The organism is Sphingomonas sp. PP-CE-1A-559, from assembly GCF_004340965.1.
GTDB lineage: Bacteria > Pseudomonadota > Alphaproteobacteria > Sphingomonadales > Sphingomonadaceae > Sphingomonas.
Genome location: NZ_SLYA01000002.1, coordinates 93,738 through 110,321 on the forward strand (window position 1 = coordinate 93,738; position 16,584 = coordinate 110,321).

Below are 16,584 nucleotides of genomic sequence, written 5' to 3' on the forward strand. Positions count from 1 at the left end.
TCTCGATACGCTCCGTTGGAGCTACTCGACGGCTACTCGGGACGAACGGAAATGAGGCGCGATGCCCCTACCGCCGGTCCCTCAACCAAATCAACACCGCCGCCAGCACGCCAATCCCAGTCCCAACCAGAAACCCCGGCGTCGCCTGCCCGATCGCAAACCCCACCCCAGCACCGCCCAGCATCCCCAGCGCGACGAGGAACCCGCCCGCAGCGCTCGGGTCCTTGTGGGGGGGGAGGGTGTCGCGGGAAGTCGGGTCGGTCATCGCTATGTCCTGCCACGCGCCGCCGCCAGACGCCACCCACACGCCGAGCGCGATCCGCCGCCCGGACGAAACGTGGCGGAAATACGGCGTTAGATACTGTTCCGCAACGACAAGCCCGGCTAGAGGCCGGACATGGTGTTCCGCGTCGGGCGAGCCGGGCCGGCCGCCGCCTTTTTCGTTCTGACGACAGCGGGTGCCGTACCTTGCGCGGGCGTACGCGCCGCAGAAGCGCAGACCGTGCCTGTGCCGACGCAGACTCAGGCCAGCCCGACCGCCGACACGCCGATGTCGCTCGACCCGAATTCGCCGCTGGCCCCGCTGCCCGAGATCGGTGTCGCCTGGCCCGACCTCGCGACGTCGCCTATGGACCCGGCCGCCACGGTCGCCGCAGTCGATGCCAATGCCGAAAGCCGCTACGCCTGGCGGATCGACGGCATCGACGGGATCAACGACGCGCTGCTGCGACAGCGGTTCGCACAACTTTCGACGCTCGACGCGAACGATCACCAGGCCGCCAACGCCGCCCAACTCGATCGCCGCGCGCGCGAAGATGCCGATCTGCTCAACAGCCTGCTCCGCGCGGAAGGCTATTACGACTCCAACGTCGTCACGCGCGTCGAGCCGGGCCCAAAGCAGATGGTCGTGCTCTCGGCCACTCCCGGCACGCTCTACACATTCAAGGGCGTGACGATCGACGGCATCGCCGCGGCAGGCGACAAGGCGCCTGGCCTCACGACCGCGTTCGGGATCAAGCCCGAAGACCCGGTCAATTCCGATGCGATCGTCGCGGGGCAAGCCAAGCTGACGACGCAGATCGGCCGCGAAGGCTTTCCGTTCGCCAAGGTCGGCGATCCGGCGATCGTGGTCGATCACGCCACCCGCACCGCGACGCTCGACCTGTCCGTTCAACCCGGCGGCGTGCGCAAGTTCGGGCAAGTCGTCGCGCTCCCCGGCAACCGCGTGTTCGGCGCGAACCATGTCGCGGAGATCGCGCGCTTCTCGCCCGGCGACCCATACGATGCCGCCAAGCTCGACGATCTCCGCCGCGCGCTGATCCAGACCAGTCTGGTCTCCGCCGTCGACTTGAAGCCGGTGCAGGGCGCGACCCCCGATACCGTCGACATCGCCGTGAAGCTCGATCGCGCGCCGCCGCATACCGTTGCGGGCGAGCTCGGCTACGGCACCGGCGAAGGCGCGCGCGCGGAACTCAGCTGGACGCACCGCAACCTGTTCCCGCCCGAAGGCGCGTTGACGCTGCGCGGCGTGTTGGGCACGCAGGAACAGCTCGGCTCGGTCGTCTTCCGCCGCAACAACTTCAAGGCACGAGACCGGGTGCTGACGCTCCAGGCCTCCGCTGCACATACCAACCGTGACGCCTACGACGCCAAGACCTATTCGCTCGCCGGCACGCTGGAGCGCCAGACCAACATCTTCTTCCAGAAGACCTGGACATGGTCGGTCGGCGCCGAGCTGCTAGCGTCGGACGAGCAGGACGTGATCCTCTCGACCGGCGCGCCACGTCGCCGCACCTTCTTCATCGGTGCGTTGCCGACCAGCCTCAACTACGACGGATCGGACGATCTGCTCAACCCGACCAGGGGCTTCCGCCTCGGCGGCCGGATCAGTCCGGAAGTGTCGTTGCAAGGTTCGGTGTTCGGCTATGCGCGTACGCAGTTCGACGGTAGCGTGTACCAACCGTTCGGCGATCGGGTGGTGCTCGCCGCCCGCACCCGGCTCGGCACGATAGTCGGCGCGCCGCGCGATCAGGTCGCGCCATCACGCCGCTTCTACGCCGGCGGCGGCGCGTCGGTGCGCGGCTATGGCTATCAATCGATCGGCCCGCGCGATCCCAACAACGACCCGATCGGCGGCCGCAGCCTGACCGAATTCTCGATCGAGGCGCGCGTCCGCGTCCTCGGCAGCTTCGGGATCGTGCCGTTCCTCGACGCGGGCAATATCTACACCTCGCCGCTGCCGAAGTTCACCGGGCTGCAATACGGCACCGGGATCGGCGTGCGCTATTATTCGAACTTCGGCCCGATACGCCTCGACGTCGGCACGCCGATCAATCCGCAGCCGGGCGATAGCCGCATCGCCGTCTACGTATCGCTGGGGCAGGCGTTTTGACCGAAGAGGTCGTTCTTCCAAAGCGCCGGATCGCTTGGTGGCGATGGATCGCAAGCGCAGTCATGGCGCTGCTCGCGATCATGGGTGCGGCGTTGCTGATCGTCGACACCGACATCGGCCACCGCTTCGTCGCGGACCGGATCGCGGCGATCAAGACCGCGAACGGCCTGCGTTTCACGGTCGGTCGGATCGACGGCTCGCTGTACGGCGACACCCGCCTGACCGATCTTCGCGTGTACGATCTCGAAGGGCTCGTCTTCCAGGCGCCCAACGTCACGCTCGACTGGTCGCCGTTCGACTGGTTCTCGAACCGGCTCGAGATCCGCCGCCTGATCGTCGATCGCGCGATCCTGACTCGTACCCCGCGCACCCGGCCCTCGAAGACGCGCGGCCCGATACTCCCCGACTTCGACATCCACATCGGCAAGCTCTCGGTCGGTCGCCTCACACTGGCGAAGCGCGTACTCGCGACCCAAAGGATCGGGACGCTCGAAGGCCGCGCGGACATCCGCTCCGGCCGCGCACTCGTCGACCTCAAGGCACGCGTCGCCGGCAGCGACGACCTGAAGCTCCGGATCGACGCCGAGCCCGCGCGCGACCGCTTCGACCTCGACGTCGCCGCGAAGGGGGCTGCGGGCGGCGTGCTCGCGCGGATGGTGAAGGCAAAGGGCCCGGTCGCGCTGGCGGTCACCGGCGACGGCAGCTGGGCGAAGTGGAACGGCCGCGCGAACGGCATCGTCGGTACGACGCGCGTCGTCGATCTCGCGCTCGCGCAGGTCGCCGGCCGCTACACGCTGTCGGGCACGCTTTCGCCTTCGTCTCTGCTGAAGGGCCGGCTGCAAAAGCTGACCGCGCCGCGCATCCTCGTCAACGGCAGCGCCAGGTTCGCCAACCGCCGCCTCGACGGCCAGCTCTCCCTGCGTACGCCCGCGCTGGCGGTCGATACGACCGGGATCATCGATCTCGGCGCCAACGCGTATCGTGACGTCCGGATCAAGGCGCGGCTGCTGAGGCCGCCCGCGTTGTTCGACAACATGACCGGCAACATGGTCGAGCTGCGCGCGATCCTCGACGGCCCGTTCGCGACCGCGGCGTTCGACTATCGTCTCGATGCGAGCCGGTTCGCATTCGACCAGACCGGGTTCGAGAACGCGCACGCCGCCGGCAAGGGCAGGCTATCCGCTGCGCCGGTGACGGTGCCGATCCGTTTCACCGCAGCGCGCGTAACCGGGGTCGGCACCGTCGCGGGCGGGATCCTGCGCAACCTGTCGGTCGACGGCCTGCTTCGCGTGACGCCAACGCTGCTCACCGGCGACGCGCTCAAGCTCCGCTCCGACAAGCTCACCGGCAGCATCAATCTCGCGGTCGACCTGCGCAACGGCCAGTTCGAGGTCGGCATCAACGGCGGGCTCGGCCGCTATCTGATCCCCGGCCTCGGCATCGTCGACGTCAAGTCCACCTTGCGCGTCGTTCCCGGCCCCAACCGCCACGGCACGCGCGTGATCGGGCAGGGCAGCGCGCAGATGGTGCGGCTCGACAACGCGTTCTTCCGCAGCCTCGCAGGCGGGCTGCCGCGGATCACCACCAATCTCGAACGCACGACCGACGGCGTGCTGCACTTCACCAACCTAGTCCTCACCGCACCGCAGATCCGGCTGACCGGTAACGGCTATCGTCGGCGCGACGGGACCTTCCATTTCGAGGGCGGGGGGCGACAGCAGACTTATGGCCCGGTGACGCTGAAACTCGACGGCCAGATCGAGAAGCCGACGCTCGACCTCGTCTTCGCCAGCCCGAACGCGACGCTCGGGCTGTCGAACGTCCGCGCGCATCTCGATCCGACGCCGCAGGGATTCGCGTTCACCGCGGCGGGTGGATCGCGGCTTGGGCCGTTCACCACCAACGGCGTGATCCTGTTGCCGCCGGGCGCGGGCGCGACGATCGCGATCGCCGCGCTGAACGTTGCCGGCACCAAGGCGAGCGGCAACATCGCGGTCGTCGATGGCGGCTTCAACGGCGCGCTCGCGGTTGCCGGCGGCGGCATCTCGGGTGAACTCCTGTTCCGCCCGGTCGGCCAGATCCAGCGCGTCGAAGGGCACCTCGCCGCGAAGGCCGCGACGCTCGACGGCATCGCGCTGCGCCAGGGCAAGCTCGATTTCGTCACGTTGCTCGATCCCGCCGGCACCTCGATCGAGGCGACCGCGACCGGCCTCGGCCTGCGTCGTGGCACGTTCAGCCTCGCGCGGTTCAACGGTTCCGCGTCGCTGCGCGGCGGCGTCGGCACGATCAAGGCATCGATCGTCGGCTCCCGCGGCCGCGCGTTCGATATCCAGAGCGTCACGCAGGTGACCCCCAGCAGCTACGCGATCTCCGCGCAAGGCACGCTCGACGGCCGTCCGCTGAAACTGCTCACCCCCGCGGTTTTGACCCAGGAAGACGATGGCTGGCACCTCGCGCCGACCAGGCTCAGCTTCTCGGGCGGTGAGGCTCAGGTCGGCGGCCGCTTCACCGGCGACAGCACCGCGATCGACGCCAGCCTGACGCGGATGCCGCTCGCGATCCTCGACATCGCCTATCCCGGCCTCGGTCTCAGTGGCAGCGCCTCGGGAAGCTTCACGATCGCGACCGCCAATGGTGCGGCCCCGACCGGCAAGGCGAACGTGACGATCCGCGGGCTCAGCCGCGCCGGCCTCGTCCTCTCGTCGCGCCCGATCGACGTCGGCGTCGCGGCGGTGCTGTCGCCCGACAAGCTGGGCCTGCGCGCGGTGATCGCGTCCGCCGGCAAGACCATCGGCCGCGCCCAGGCCCAACTCGCGCCGCTGGGGCAGGGGGACTTGGCCTCGCGGATCAGCAACGCCCGCCTGTTCGGGCAGCTTCGGTACAGCGGCCCCGCCGACACGCTCTGGCGCCTCACCGGGGTCGAGCTGTTCGACCTGTCCGGCCCGGTCGCGATCGGTGCGGACGTCGTCGGTACGCTCGCCAACCCGACCCTGCGCGGCGTCGTCCAGGCCAATGGCGCGCGGATCGAGAGTGCGACCACCGGCACCGTCCTCACGAACGTCCAGGCGACCGGCCGGTTCGGCGGTTCGCGGCTCGTGATCGACCGGTTCGGCGCGGACGCGGGCAAGGGCGGGCGCGTCACCGGCACCGGCCAGTTCGAATTCGCCGCCGCCGCCGGGATCGGTCTCGATTTGACGCTTCAGGCCGACAAGGCGGTGATGATCAACCGCGACGACATCGGCGCGACCGTCTCCGGGCCGCTGACGTTCAAGTCGAACGGCTCGGGCGGCACGATCGCCGGCGACGTCATACTCGACAAGAGCCGCTACCGCCTCGGCCAGGCCACCGCCGCCAGCGCCGTGCCGCAGCTCAACATCCGCGAGATCAACCTGCCCGACGGCGGCGAGGAAGTCGCGACGCCGGCCAAGCCCTGGACGCTGGCGATCAAGGCGCGCGCGCCGAACCAGGTGATGGTCAGCGGCCTCGGCCTCACCAGCGAATGGTCCGCCAACCTCCAGATCGCCGGCCAGCCCGAGAACCCGGCGATCACCGGCCGCGCCACGCTGATCCGCGGCGACTACGAGTTCGCCGGGCGACAGTTCGAGTTGGCGCGCGGCGTGATCCGCTTCGACGGGCAGGTCCCGGCGAACCCGGCTTTGGATATCGAGGCGAACGCGGACTCGACCGGGCTCAGTGCGTCGATCCGCGTCACCGGCTACGCCCTCAAACCCGAGATCGGCTTCACCAGCACGCCCGCGCTGCCCGAGGACGAACTGCTCTCGCGGCTGCTGTTCGGTACGTCGATCACCAATCTGTCCGCGCCCGAGGCTCTCCAGTTGGCCGCGGCGGTCGCGGCATTGCAGGGCGGCGGCAGTGGCTTGAACCCGATCAACGCGGTGCGTCGCGCGGCCGGTCTCGACCGCTTGCGCATCCTTCCCGCCGATCCGCAGACGGGACAGGGCACCTCGATCGCCGCGGGCAAATACGTCACCCGGCGCCTGTATGCGGAGATCGTCACCGACGGTCAGGGCTATTCCGCCACGCAGGTCGAGTTCCAGGTCACCCGCTGGCTGTCATTGCTGTCGAGCATCTCCACGCTCGGCCGCCAGAGCGCCAACGTCCGCGTGTCGAAGGATTATTGAAGGATGATCGCGCACGCCGGTTTCGCTAGGAAGAACGCATGAAGCCCGTCATCTTCGGCCTGTCCGGCCCCGTCCTCACTCTCGCCGAACGCGCGTTCTTTGCCGAATGCGAGCCCGCCGGCTACATCCTGTTCAAACGCAACATCGTCGATCGCACCCAAGTCCGTGCGCTGACGGACTCGCTACGTGCGCTTGCCGGACGCGACGACCTCGCGATCCTGATCGACCAGGAGGGCGGCCGCGTTGCGCGGATGGGACCACCCGAATGGCCCGCATTCCCCGCCGGCCCGGTATTCGACGCAGCTTACGAACGCGCGCCAATGACCGCGATCCAGGCGGCACGCGCCAATGCGCAGGCCCTCGGCGTCATGCTCAGCGAGGTCGGGATCACCGTCGACTGCCTGCCGCTGCTCGACGTGTCGCAGCCGGATACCACCGAAGCCGTCGCCTCACGGACGTTCGGCTCCGACCCCATGCGCGTCGCAGCTCTCGGTCGCGCGACGCTCGAAGGGCTGGCCGAAGGCGGCGTGGTCGGTGTCGTCAAGCACATGCCGGGCCACGGCCGCGCCAAGCTCGACACGCACCATCACCTCCCGACCGTCACCGCGACCGACGCCGACCTCGAGGTCGACATCGAACCGTTCCGCACGCTCAACCAGGCGCCGATGGGCATGACCTCGCACATCGTCTTCGACGCCTGGGACGCCAATCGCTCCGCGACGCTGTCGCCGATCGTGATCGACGAGATCATCCGTCGACGGATCGGCTTCGACGGCCTGCTGATGACCGACGACATCGACATGAAGGCGCTGTCGGGCACCGCCGGCGACAAGGCGGCGGGTGCGATCGCGGCGGGTTGCGATCTGGTGCTCGATTGCTGGGCACGGATGGACGAGATGGTCGAGATCGCCGGGCGGCTCGGGGAAATCTCGGAAGCGTCGCGCGCGAGGCTCGATCGGGCGATGGCGTCGGTCGGGGCGGCTAAGGGTGACTTCGCGGAACTGATCGCAATGCGTGATGCGCTGTTGGCGCGCGCCTGACGCTAGCCCATCATCCACCACCCGGGCGGAGGCCGGGGCTCAATTGGAAAGGTCGCAGTAACGGAGCGCCGTCCTCAATCATCGACGTCCCCCAACTGGGCCCCGGCCTTCGCTGGGGTGGTGGGCTCTGTGGAAAGCACGCCATCCGTTCGTCTTGAGTACTGCTGAGCTTGTCGAGGTGGCGTATCGAAGGACAGGTTGGCGTGCGGAACCCATGCTTCGATACGCGCCATCGACACGGCTCTGACGAGCCTGCTCAGTCGCTACTCAGCACGAACGGAATGGGGATGCGAACGGCCACGCATTCCCCCCGTCACCCCAATCCGCGCGCCCGTTCGTCCCCCCGCAACGTCAGCACCTCGACCCCATCGCGCGTCACCGCCACCGTATGCTCGAACTGCGCCGAAAGCTTGCCGTCGTCGGTCACCACCGTCCACCCGTCGTCCTCGGTCGACACCTTGCGCGTCCCCTGGTTGATCATCGGCTCGATCGTGAACACCATCCCCTCGCGCAGCGTCATGCCCGTCCCCGCGCGCCCGAAATGGAGCACCTGCGGCTCCTCATGCATCTCTCGACCGATGCCGTGCCCGCAATAGTCGCGCACCACCGCATAGCCGTGCTTCTTCGCATGCCGCTCGATCGCAAAGCCGATATCGCCGAGATGCGCGCCCGCCCGGACCTGCCGGATACCCTGCCACATCGCCTCCTGCGCGACCCGCACGAGGCGCTTTGCGGCGGGCGAAACGGTGCCCACCATGTACGTCTTGCTCGAATCGGCGATGAAGCCGTTCTTCTCCAACGTGACGTCCAGATTGACGATGTCGCCGTCGCGGATGACATCGCGCGGGTTCGGCACACCGTGGCATACGACATGATTTATCGAGCTGTTGAGAACAAACTCGAAGCCATATTGCCCTTTGCTTGCGGGGCGGGCGGCGAGGTCGTCGGTGATGTAGCGGTCGACCATGTCGTTGACCTGCAACGTCGACATTCCCGCAAGGTCCAGCGCGTCGAGCATCTCGAACACCGACGCGAGCAACGCGCCGGATATTCGCATCAGCGCCAGTTCGGCGGGCGTCTTCACCATCTCAGGCGACGCGTACCGAGGCCGCGGCGAGTTGCGCGGTGACGATATCGTTGAACGACAGCGTCGGGTTGGCCTCGGCGAGCATGCCGATCTTCATCCAGAACTCCGCCTGCGCATTGATCGACCGACACAGCACCTGGCTCGCCCGCCGCGCATCCTCGTGCAGCGCGTCGTCGATCTTCACGATACCCATTCAAGCCTCACATTCACCCTGACCATATGAAACGTCTACGGTTCATATGGTTCGTAGTCAAACGTGGAGGGTGGATGCTCGGCAGCGCGCGCTGTAGCGTCCGGCGATGGACGACGCGCAACTGACCCTGGATCTCGACGGATGGGAGGGGCCGCTCGATCTGCTGCTCTCGCTCGCGCGCGGGCAGAAGGTCGATCTACGGAGAATCTCGATCCTCGCGCTGGTCGAGCAGTATCTGGCGTACGTCGACTCCGCCCGCGCGTTGAAGCTCGAACTGGCCGCCGACTATCTCGTGATGGCCGCGTGGCTGGCGTATCTAAAGTCGGCGTTGCTTCTGCCGCGTGATCCACTCGCCGAGCCCGATCCCGAGGAACTCGCGCTGCGGCTCCAACTGAGGCTCGAACGCCTGAGTGCGATGCGCGAGGCCGGTGCGCGGCTGATGGCGCGCGACCGGACCGGGCGCGATGTGTTCCTGCGCGGCGCACCCGAGGGGCTGCGGACGGTCCGCAAGGCGTCGTGGCAGGCCGAGATTTTCGACCTGATCGCTGCGTACGGCCGCATTTCCGCGCGGACGCGGCCGGTGATGCACGTCGTTGCCGACCGTGAGGTGATGACGCTGGAAGCGGCGCTGGAGCGCGTGTCGATGCTGGTGGGCGAGCGGATCGACTGGAGCGTGATCGAGAGCTTCCTCCCCGAAGCGGGCGAGCGTCTCCGGCGGTCGGCGCTGGCATCGAGCTTCGTCGCGGCGCTCGAACTCGCGCGGCAGGGCAGGATCGAACTGCGCCAGGCGTCACCCTTCGCGCCGCTGTATCTGAGAGCCCGCGCGTGACCCCGCACGATGACCTCACCCGCGCCGTCGAGGCGGTGCTGTTCGCGGCCGAGACTCCGCTGACGCTCGACGCGATTCGCGCGCATGTCGGCAGCGGTGACGTCCGAGCGGCGCTCGACCAACTGACGGCCGACTATGCCGGCCGCGGCATCGCCATCGTCCGGCGCGGCGAGCGCTGGCAGTTCCAGACCGCGCCCGACATGGCGCACATGCTCCGCCGCGACCGCGAGGAACCGCGCAAGCTTAGTCGCGCTGGGATCGAGACGCTGGCGATCATAGCGTACCACGAGCCCGTCACCCGCGCGGAAATCGAGGCGATTCGCGGGGTGCAGATTTCGAAGGGGACGCTCGACGTCCTGATGGAAGCGGGCTGGGTGAAGCCGGCCGGTCGGCGCGAAGTGCCGGGGCGCCCACTGATGTTCGCGACCACGCCCGCATTCCTCGTCCATTTCGGCCTCCAGAGCCGCCGTGACCTGCCCGGAATCGACGATCTGCGCGCCGCCGGGCTGCTCGATCCGGTCGATCTCGCCTTCGATCGCCTCGAAGATGGCGAAGATGACAGCGGAGATGGCGAGGTGGCTGGCAAAGCGGCGGGATGAGGCTTAGATAGGGTTCAGTTTCCAGGAGAATTGCCATGGGCGGTTTTAGCCCGATTCACTTGCTCGTTCTCGCGGTCGTCGCGATCCTCCTTCTCGGCGGCGGCCGATTCTCGAACCTGATGGGCGACGTCGCCAAGGGTGTGAAGAACTTCAAGAAGGGCATGTCCGAGAACGACGACGAGACGCCGGCCAAGCCATCGGCCCGGATCGAAGCGCAGAAGACTGCCGATCCGGCGTTCGATCGCGACGGCAATCGCGTCCGCGACGACCGTCCTGCCTGAAGCCGGCAGAGTTGACGACCCTAGATAGGCGCGGCTGAATGTTCGATATCGCGCCCTCCGAGTTTCTGCTCGTGGCCTTCGTCGCGCTCGTCGTGATCGGTCCGAAGGATCTGCCCAAGGCGATGCGCGTGGTCGGCTATTGGGTCGGCAAGGCGCGCGGCGTCGCGCGGCAGTTCCGTTCGGGCTTCGATTCGATGGTCCGCGAGGCCGAACTCGAAGAGATGGAAAAGCGCTGGGCGTCGGAAAACGAACGCATCATGCGCGAGCATCCGCAGACGGGCACGGACTCGACGGCCGATACCACGGAGGTGGTGCACTCGCCGGAGACGGAAGAGCACCGCCGCGATTACCGGTCCGTCGATCATACCGACGAGCCGGTGATGGTCGAGAAACCCGTGGTGGCTGCTGCTTCGGAGCATGCTTCGCCGATACCGGCCGAGCAGGAGCATAAGCCATTGGCGGATCGCGGTCCGGACCTGTTCGACGGACCGCTGGATACGCCAGCCGCGACCGCACCCCATCCCGGCGACAAGACCGGCAAGTCCGACGTTGCGTCATCGTGAACGCAGCGGTCGTGACTACCCACCATAACGCCGAAAGCCAGACATGAGCGAGATCGACGAAAGCCGGGCGCCGTTGCTCGACCATCTGATCGAGCTGCGGCGGCGGCTGCTTTATTGCATCGCCGCGCTGGTCGTGACGTTCGCGGTGGCGATGTATTTCGCCGAGAACATCTTCGGCTTCCTGGTTCATCCGCTGCTCGCAGCCGGCCAGAACAAGGTCATCTATACCGAGATTTTCGAGGCGTTCTTCGTCCAGATCAAGGTGGCGTTCTTCGCCGCGATGATGCTGTCGTTCCCGGTGATCGCGAACCAGGTGTGGCAGTTCGTCGCGCCCGGCCTGTACAAGAAGGAACGCGGCGCGCTGCTGCCGTTCATCCTCGCCACGCCGGTCCTGTTCCTCACCGGCGCCGCGATGGCCTATTACGTCGCGATCCCGATGGCGCTGCACTTCCTGCTCGGTTTCGACGGCATGGTCGGTGGCATTCATCGCGAAGCGCTGCCGGCGATCGGCAACTACCTCTCGTTCACCATGCAGTTCCTTTTCGGCTTCGGCATCTCCTTCCTGCTGCCGGTCCTGCTGATGCTGCTGGAACGGGCAGGGATCGTCACGCGCAAGCAACTGATCGGCGCGCGTCGCTATGCGATCGTCGCGGCGTTCGCGATTGCGGCCGTGCTGACACCGCCGGATATCGGCTCGCAGCTGCTGCTCGCGATCCCGCTGGTGATCCTGTACGAACTGGCGCTGATCGGGATCTGGTTCACCGAGCGTAGCCGGGCGAAGGCCAAGGCGGTCGAGGGCGATTCTACCGACATCGTCGAGGGCTGACCCAAGCCGCAGAGTCTATTTGAGAAGCAGAGCAGATATGAAAACGGGGCCCGGTGCATGTGCACCGGGCCCCGTTTCATTATCATAAGCGCAAAGGCTTACTTGGCGTTGTTCGCGGTCTTTGCGACGGTCTTGCCCGCCGAGCTCACGTCCTTGCCTGCGCCTTCGACCGTGTTGCATGCCGACACCATCAAAGCGCTGGCTACAATCGCCAGTCCAACCAACTTACGCATGATACTTCCTCCAAGAAGGGCTTGAATGCCACGGGAGGGGGAATGTTCGGGGACGCCATTCGTTCCGCCGCTGGAACCAACGCACGGCAGGAAAAGGCTATTTTTGGAATAAAGGCCCGGCAGCATCACCAGGGGGGGGAGGGTGTGCTACCGGGCCTGTGTTCTGGATAGCGAGAGCGGGGGGGCATAAAGTCGCTATCCGAAGTGTAGAACGGTAACGGCGATGGTCGGTTCCCGCTTTTCTTCGAATCTATTCAATTAAATGCGTCGTCTGATATGGATCAGTCGACTTTGCAAAAAGCCTCAGTCGCGCCCCGTAATGGCGAAGGCGATCTCGTACGCGCCGACCAGTGGATCGTGGTGGAGAGGCGACCGCAACTGGCGCGACAGGCCTTCCATGACGCGACCATAGCGCGACAAGGCCTCTCGGAACGCATCGCTCTCGACCAGCGCGCGCGAAACGACTCGGACAACCGCCCGGTCCGGTTTGTCGGCAAGCTTGTCGGCCGGCTTCACGACGATCCTGATCTGCGCCGCAGGATCGCAGCTCATCGCCAGTTCGATCGTCTCCGTCACCAGGAACGCCAGCGCAACCGCGACGTCCTGGTTGACCAGATACGGATCGATATCGAGCGTGATGCCCAGGCCGTGCGAGCGATCCGATGCGGTCGCGCGGATATTGGCGGAAAGCTCGCCGATCATCGTCCGCAAGTTCAGCCCACGGTTTTCCTCGAGCTCGGCAAAGTGGTTCCGGTGAACCACGGCCAGCGCATCGACGCGGCGCTGGATCGACGAATAGGCTGCAGTGGCGTCAGGGCTGGGGGCACTGCGGGCGTGAAAGTTGATCAGGCTGGAGATCACCTGAAGGTTGTTCTTCACGCGGTGGTGCACCTCGCGGGTCAGCTTGGTCTGGCGCACCAGTCCTTCGGCAAGGCCGGCCTCGTGCAGCGCAACCGTCCGGCTGATCGACTGGAAGGTTTCCCCCAGTTCGCGAATTTCCTGTGCGGGCAGGGTGTGGACGGTGCCGAAGTCCAGTTCCTCGCCGGGCGTGAAAGCGGCGACCGCACCGCGCAGGCGGCGGAGCGGTCGGATCAGGAGCCGGTCGACCACGAACCACGCTATGCTCGCCGCGGCGATCCACATCAGCAGCGGCAACAGCATCGCCACGATCAGCGACGACGTCACCGGTGCGCTGCGAATGCTCGTCCGCAACGCCAGCCCAGCGACGCCCAGTTCGGTCCGCATAGTCTCCATGCGATCGAGCGGTCGCTCGTCGGCAATCGTCTCGAGGTGAAGCGCGTCCTCGTCGAGCACGATCGCGCTGCTGAACGCGGACGCGCGCGTCGAGGGACGTCCGATCTTCTCCAGGAACGCGCGTGGGAAGAAGGCGCGGGCAGAGGTATCGCCGCTGGGGCCGGAAATCGCGAGGATCAGCCCATTGTCGGGGACGATCGCTGCCGCGACGGGCATGTTGTCCTGCCGCACGGTCACTGGGTTTGGTAGAGGCACGCCGCACAGGACATGGCCGGCGCGGTCGGTGATGATGAAGCGCGTACCGGCCGACGACTGCTGGGCGAACACGCCCTGAGCGCGTGCGCAGCTTGGGGCATCGGCAGGATCGGTCCCCAGCGCGTTCACCGCAACCCGAAGCGCGGTCATGTCACCGACGAGTTCGATCGCGATGGCGCGGGCGCTCTCGTCCGCCGTCACGCGCAAGCGAGCACGCGCCTCTGCATCAGCCAATCGCGTCGTCTGCAACGTGGCAAACACCGCGATCAAGGCCAACGGCAATAGAGCCGCACTGATAATCAGGAAAAGCTTGGCGCCGGTGGGCAAACTGCCCATCGCGGACAGCAGGCGACGTTTATTTAGCGGCGCTGGCTCCGGGGAGATCGTATCTGGAGCGGTCACTATGGGCTCGCGGCCCACCGTCAGTCCAGCTTGCCGAGGAGTTCGAGAAGGTCGTCCGGGATCGTCTCGTCCACGGTCTTCTGATACACCGAGCGCAACGCCGAACCCATTTGTTGGTCCTTATCAGGGACCTTGGCGGGTTTCGTTGCAGGCACTGTCTTCTCCGTGTCGTGGCCCAAACTCAAAACTTCCCCCTGCACGACGCAAACCAATATGTGATGACGAGCAAAACTGCGCCCATGGGCACCGGACTACATACTCGCGAAAGATGTTCGTGAAACCAAATAGCGTCTGGATGGTTCCACACCCGAGCGAAAAATACGCATCTCCGCTCGATCGCGGCCTATATCTGGCGGCGATGGCGTGGACACGGGGCATTTTCGACCGACACCATTGCAATGACGCGAGCCACCCGACACATGAGGGGCCGCGTAGGATCAGGGAGTATTCGTTACCCATGTCTCTTGGACAGCAACTTGCACCGCACCTTCCATTTTTGCGGCGCTATGGCCGGGCCCTGACCGGCAGCCAGATGCACGGCGACAAATATGTGCGCGCCACGCTCGAGGCGATCGTCGCCGCACCCGAAGAATTTCCCCGCGACGTCGATCCGCGCCTCGGTCTCTATCGGATGTTCCAGGCGATCTGGAATTCGGCGAACTTCGACGAGGTCGCTGACGAGACTGCGACCGATTCCGAAGGTCACGAAGCCGTTGCCCGTGCGCGGCTGGCGCGGATGACGCCGCTGTCGCGTCAGGCCTTGCTGCTGACCGCGATGGAAGGTTTCACACCCGAAGACGCGGCGTATCTGATCGAGGTCGATACCAGCGAAGTCGACGATCTGGTCGCGGATGCGCTGTCCGAGATCGAAAACCAGACCCGCGCCAAGGTCCTCATCATCGAGGACGAGCCGATCATCGCGATGGATATCGAGACGATCGTCCGCGATCTTGGTCACGACGTTACCGGCGTTGCGGTCACGCGTGACGAAGCCGTCGCGCTGGCGATGGAAATGCGTCCCGGTCTCGTTCTTGCGGACATCCAGCTCGCCGACGACAGTTCGGGCATCGACGCGGTCAAGGACATCCTGGCCGAATTCGAGGTCCCGGTGATCTTCATCACCGCGTTCCCCGAGCGTCTGCTGACCGGCGAGCGTCCCGAGCCGACGTTCCTGATCACCAAGCCGTTCCAGCGTTCGACCGTGAAGGCCGCGATCAGCCAGGCGCTGTTCTTCGACCAAGCGACCGTCCCGACCGCCTGAAGGCGGCAATGCGTATCGGGTTCGTGACCGCAAGACGGTTACGGACCCAAAACGTTTTTCGCGAGTTTGGTGATTATGGCTGATCCGAACGAACCAATTCATATCGATACCGAGGATGCACGGGCTGGCGCCACGCCGCACATGACCCGCTACATCCTGGCGATCTCCCTCGTCTTGGTCATTGTTATCTTTGGCTTTATAATCCTGCGCTGAGCCGGATTATGAGCAGGTCGCTGGTATTTCCCGCGACCTGTGCCTATGTCTGTCGTCCGCGTACGGCAGTGTTTTATCGGGATTGATCGGATTACCATGACCCAGCCTGCTTCGCCCGTGGATGACGAAATCGAGAACGTTGTCGAGCCGGTCGAGCATGTTTCCTTGTCGGATGCCGAGTTCAAGGTTCAGCTTGCCCAGGTGATCCCACATTTGCGCGCGTTCGGTCGCTCGTTGTCGGGTAGCCGTGATTTAGCCGACGATCTCGTGCAGGAAACGCTGCTCAAGGCCTGGGCCGCACGTCTTCGATTCCAGGCCGGGACGAACATGCGGGCGTGGACGTTCATCATTCTTCGCAACCTGTATCTGTCGCAGATGCGGCGTGCGCGCTTCAAGGGCGAGTGGGACGATCTGGTCGCAGACCGTATCCTCGCTGCGCCTGCGAGCCAGGATCGTCACGTCGAGCTGGGCGATATGCAGCGTGCGTTGATGCATCTCCCTCAGCCGCAGCGTGAAGCGCTGATTCTGGTCGGTGCGGGTGGCTTTGCGTATGAAGAGGCGGCAGAGATCTGCAGCGTTGCCGTGGGCACGATCAAGAGCCGTGTTGCGCGTGGTCGCGTTGCGCTCGAAACGATCCTCACCGATGGTTCGCTACCATCGCGACGCGATCACGAGACGGATACGAGCAAAACCGCACTTGATTCCATCATGGGCGATGTCGAAGAACTCAGCCGCGGTCGCTAAACTCGACTGACGAATGCCGCATCGCTCAGTTGAGGCGATGCGGCATGGCGTCCAGACGGCGCAACATCATCATCATATCGTCGGGTACCGAGTGCGTGTCGTCGAACGCGCCACGCAGCGCGTGACCGATCACGTCCGTCGCGCGGGGGTGGCGCACGACCTGCTGGCCGTTCTCTTCGCGCCTGATCGTGAGGAATGCGTAAGTCATGTTCGCTACAACGGGCCAATAGCGTTTTCGTTGCTTTATCGTGACACGCGTAGGCAGCGGAT

18 protein-coding genes are annotated in these 16,584 nt (G+C 65.8%); 11 read left to right on the forward strand and 7 right to left on the reverse strand.

The genetic code is table 11. The annotated features are described in order from the left end of the window. Positions 1 to 67: 67 nt before the first annotated feature. On the reverse strand, positions 68 to 307 hold the full coding sequence (locus C8J42_RS05880) for a hypothetical protein (RefSeq protein ID WP_243644146.1): 240 nt from the start codon (positions 305 to 307) through the stop codon (positions 68 to 70). 90 nt (positions 308 to 397) lie between these two features. Between C8J42_RS05880 and C8J42_RS05885 the strand changes: the two genes are divergently transcribed. From C8J42_RS05885 to C8J42_RS05895, 3 genes are all read left to right on the forward strand, one after another. Then, positions 398 to 2,392 (forward strand): autotransporter assembly complex family protein, encoded by a 1,995-nt coding sequence (locus C8J42_RS05885; protein WP_133019299.1) that lies wholly within the window; start codon positions 398 to 400, stop codon positions 2,390 to 2,392. A 62-nt stretch (positions 2,393 to 2,454) separates the two neighbouring features. Continuing rightward, positions 2,455 to 6,534, forward strand: a complete 4,080-nt coding sequence (locus C8J42_RS05890) for a translocation/assembly module TamB (RefSeq protein WP_133019916.1) — start codon at positions 2,455 to 2,457, stop codon at positions 6,532 to 6,534. 38 nt (positions 6,535 to 6,572) lie between these two features. Beyond that, positions 6,573 to 7,574, forward strand: a complete 1,002-nt coding sequence (locus C8J42_RS05895) for a glycoside hydrolase family 3 N-terminal domain-containing protein (RefSeq protein ID WP_133019300.1) — start codon at positions 6,573 to 6,575, stop codon at positions 7,572 to 7,574. Between the two features lie 313 nt (positions 7,575 to 7,887). On the opposite strand, the gene map is transcribed toward C8J42_RS05895, so the two are convergent. Both map and C8J42_RS05905 read right to left on the reverse strand, forming a co-directional pair. Continuing rightward, entirely contained in the window at positions 7,888 to 8,661 is a 774-nt protein-coding gene (gene map, locus C8J42_RS05900; RefSeq protein ID WP_133019301.1) for a type I methionyl aminopeptidase, read from the reverse strand. 1 nt (position 8,662) lies between these two features. Then, entirely contained in the window at positions 8,663 to 8,854 is a 192-nt protein-coding gene (locus C8J42_RS05905; RefSeq protein ID WP_133019302.1) for a ParD-like family protein, read from the reverse strand. A gap of 106 nt (positions 8,855 to 8,960) precedes the next feature. Here C8J42_RS05905 and C8J42_RS05910 point away from each other — a divergent pair, with 106 nt between their 5' ends. The 5 genes from C8J42_RS05910 to tatC are packed head-to-tail and all read left to right on the forward strand — an operon-like array spanning position 8,961 to position 11,952. Next, a complete protein-coding gene (locus C8J42_RS05910) occupies positions 8,961 to 9,683 on the forward strand; it encodes a ScpA family protein (protein WP_133019303.1) in 723 nt (240 codons plus the stop codon). Continuing rightward, complete coding sequence (scpB, locus tag C8J42_RS05915) at positions 9,680 to 10,282, forward strand: SMC-Scp complex subunit ScpB (protein ID WP_133019304.1); 603 nt, start codon at positions 9,680 to 9,682, stop codon at positions 10,280 to 10,282. The genes C8J42_RS05910 and scpB overlap by 4 nt, the downstream gene beginning before the upstream one ends. Before the next feature lie 35 nt (positions 10,283 to 10,317). Then, the gene (locus C8J42_RS05920; protein WP_056055794.1) at positions 10,318 to 10,563 is read left to right on the forward strand and encodes a Sec-independent protein translocase subunit TatA; all 246 of its coding nucleotides are present in this window, start codon (positions 10,318 to 10,320) and stop codon (positions 10,561 to 10,563) included. Between the two features lie 38 nt (positions 10,564 to 10,601). Further along, the gene (gene tatB, locus C8J42_RS05925) at positions 10,602 to 11,126 is read left to right on the forward strand and encodes a Sec-independent protein translocase protein TatB (RefSeq protein WP_133019305.1); all 525 of its coding nucleotides are present in this window, start codon (positions 10,602 to 10,604) and stop codon (positions 11,124 to 11,126) included. A 43-nt stretch (positions 11,127 to 11,169) separates the two neighbouring features. After that, entirely contained in the window at positions 11,170 to 11,952 is a 783-nt protein-coding gene (tatC, locus tag C8J42_RS05930) for a twin-arginine translocase subunit TatC (protein ID WP_120299841.1), read from the forward strand. Positions 11,953 to 12,050: 98 nt separating this feature from the next. On the opposite strand, the gene C8J42_RS05935 is transcribed toward tatC, so the two are convergent. The 3 genes from C8J42_RS05935 to C8J42_RS20625 form a co-directional block, all read right to left on the reverse strand. Then, positions 12,051 to 12,185: an entericidin A/B family lipoprotein gene (locus C8J42_RS05935; protein WP_056057480.1), complete on the reverse strand. Its 135-nt coding sequence runs from the start codon at positions 12,183 to 12,185 to the stop codon at positions 12,051 to 12,053. A gap of 303 nt (positions 12,186 to 12,488) precedes the next feature. Beyond that, entirely contained in the window at positions 12,489 to 14,030 is a 1,542-nt protein-coding gene (locus C8J42_RS05940) for a sensor histidine kinase (protein WP_107953733.1), read from the reverse strand. Between the two features lie 86 nt (positions 14,031 to 14,116). Further along, positions 14,117 to 14,206, reverse strand: a complete 90-nt coding sequence (locus tag C8J42_RS20625; RefSeq protein WP_162236688.1) for a NepR family anti-sigma factor — start codon at positions 14,204 to 14,206, stop codon at positions 14,117 to 14,119. 347 nt (positions 14,207 to 14,553) lie between these two features. On the opposite strand from C8J42_RS20625, the gene C8J42_RS05945 reads away from it, so the two are divergent. The 3 genes from C8J42_RS05945 to C8J42_RS05950 all read left to right on the forward strand — a co-directional run bounded on the left by C8J42_RS05945 (position 14,554) and on the right by C8J42_RS05950 (position 16,314). Then, positions 14,554 to 15,357 (forward strand): response regulator, encoded by an 804-nt coding sequence (locus tag C8J42_RS05945; protein ID WP_107953735.1) that lies wholly within the window; start codon positions 14,554 to 14,556, stop codon positions 15,355 to 15,357. A 75-nt stretch (positions 15,358 to 15,432) separates the two neighbouring features. Then, positions 15,433 to 15,570 (forward strand): hypothetical protein, encoded by a 138-nt coding sequence (locus C8J42_RS20065; RefSeq protein ID WP_162236661.1) that lies wholly within the window; start codon positions 15,433 to 15,435, stop codon positions 15,568 to 15,570. Between the two features lie 96 nt (positions 15,571 to 15,666). Further along, positions 15,667 to 16,314: a sigma-70 family RNA polymerase sigma factor gene (locus tag C8J42_RS05950; protein WP_056489136.1), complete on the forward strand. Its 648-nt coding sequence runs from the start codon at positions 15,667 to 15,669 to the stop codon at positions 16,312 to 16,314. A gap of 25 nt (positions 16,315 to 16,339) precedes the next feature. Here C8J42_RS05950 and C8J42_RS05955 read toward each other — a convergent pair whose 3' ends face one another. Next, the gene (locus C8J42_RS05955; protein ID WP_120299843.1) at positions 16,340 to 16,522 is read right to left on the reverse strand and encodes a hypothetical protein; all 183 of its coding nucleotides are present in this window, start codon (positions 16,520 to 16,522) and stop codon (positions 16,340 to 16,342) included. Positions 16,523 to 16,584: the final 62 nt, after the last annotated feature.

Bases quoted from the DNA above. Each gene is read 5' to 3' on its own strand.
- C8J42_RS05910 (WP_133019303.1), top strand. From the start codon at position 8,961: ATGGACGACGCGCAACTGACCCTGGATCTCGACGGATGGGAGGGGCCG.
- C8J42_RS05885 (WP_133019299.1), top strand. From the start codon at position 398: ATGGTGTTCCGCGTCGGGCGAGCCGGGCCGGCCGCCGCCTTTTTCGTT.
- C8J42_RS05955 (WP_120299843.1), bottom strand. From the start codon at position 16,522: ATGACTTACGCATTCCTCACGATCAGGCGCGAAGAGAACGGCCAGCAG.
- C8J42_RS20625 (WP_162236688.1), bottom strand. From the start codon at position 14,206: ATGGGTTCGGCGTTGCGCTCGGTGTATCAGAAGACCGTGGACGAGACG.
- C8J42_RS05945 (WP_107953735.1), top strand. From the start codon at position 14,554: ATGTCTCTTGGACAGCAACTTGCACCGCACCTTCCATTTTTGCGGCGC.
- C8J42_RS05950 (WP_056489136.1), top strand. From the start codon at position 15,667: ATGACCCAGCCTGCTTCGCCCGTGGATGACGAAATCGAGAACGTTGTC.
- C8J42_RS05935 (WP_056057480.1), bottom strand. From the start codon at position 12,185: ATGCGTAAGTTGGTTGGACTGGCGATTGTAGCCAGCGCTTTGATGGTG.
- C8J42_RS05895 (WP_133019300.1), top strand. From the start codon at position 6,573: ATGAAGCCCGTCATCTTCGGCCTGTCCGGCCCCGTCCTCACTCTCGCC.
- C8J42_RS20065 (WP_162236661.1), top strand. From the start codon at position 15,433: ATGGCTGATCCGAACGAACCAATTCATATCGATACCGAGGATGCACGG.
- tatC (WP_120299841.1), top strand. From the start codon at position 11,170: ATGAGCGAGATCGACGAAAGCCGGGCGCCGTTGCTCGACCATCTGATC.
- C8J42_RS05905 (WP_133019302.1), bottom strand. From the start codon at position 8,854: ATGGGTATCGTGAAGATCGACGACGCGCTGCACGAGGATGCGCGGCGG.
- map (WP_133019301.1), bottom strand. From the start codon at position 8,661: ATGGTGAAGACGCCCGCCGAACTGGCGCTGATGCGAATATCCGGCGCG.
- C8J42_RS05920 (WP_056055794.1), top strand. From the start codon at position 10,318: ATGGGCGGTTTTAGCCCGATTCACTTGCTCGTTCTCGCGGTCGTCGCG.
- C8J42_RS05890 (WP_133019916.1), top strand. From the start codon at position 2,455: ATGGCGCTGCTCGCGATCATGGGTGCGGCGTTGCTGATCGTCGACACC.
- C8J42_RS05940 (WP_107953733.1), bottom strand. From the start codon at position 14,030: ATGGGCAGTTTGCCCACCGGCGCCAAGCTTTTCCTGATTATCAGTGCG.
- tatB (WP_133019305.1), top strand. From the start codon at position 10,602: ATGTTCGATATCGCGCCCTCCGAGTTTCTGCTCGTGGCCTTCGTCGCG.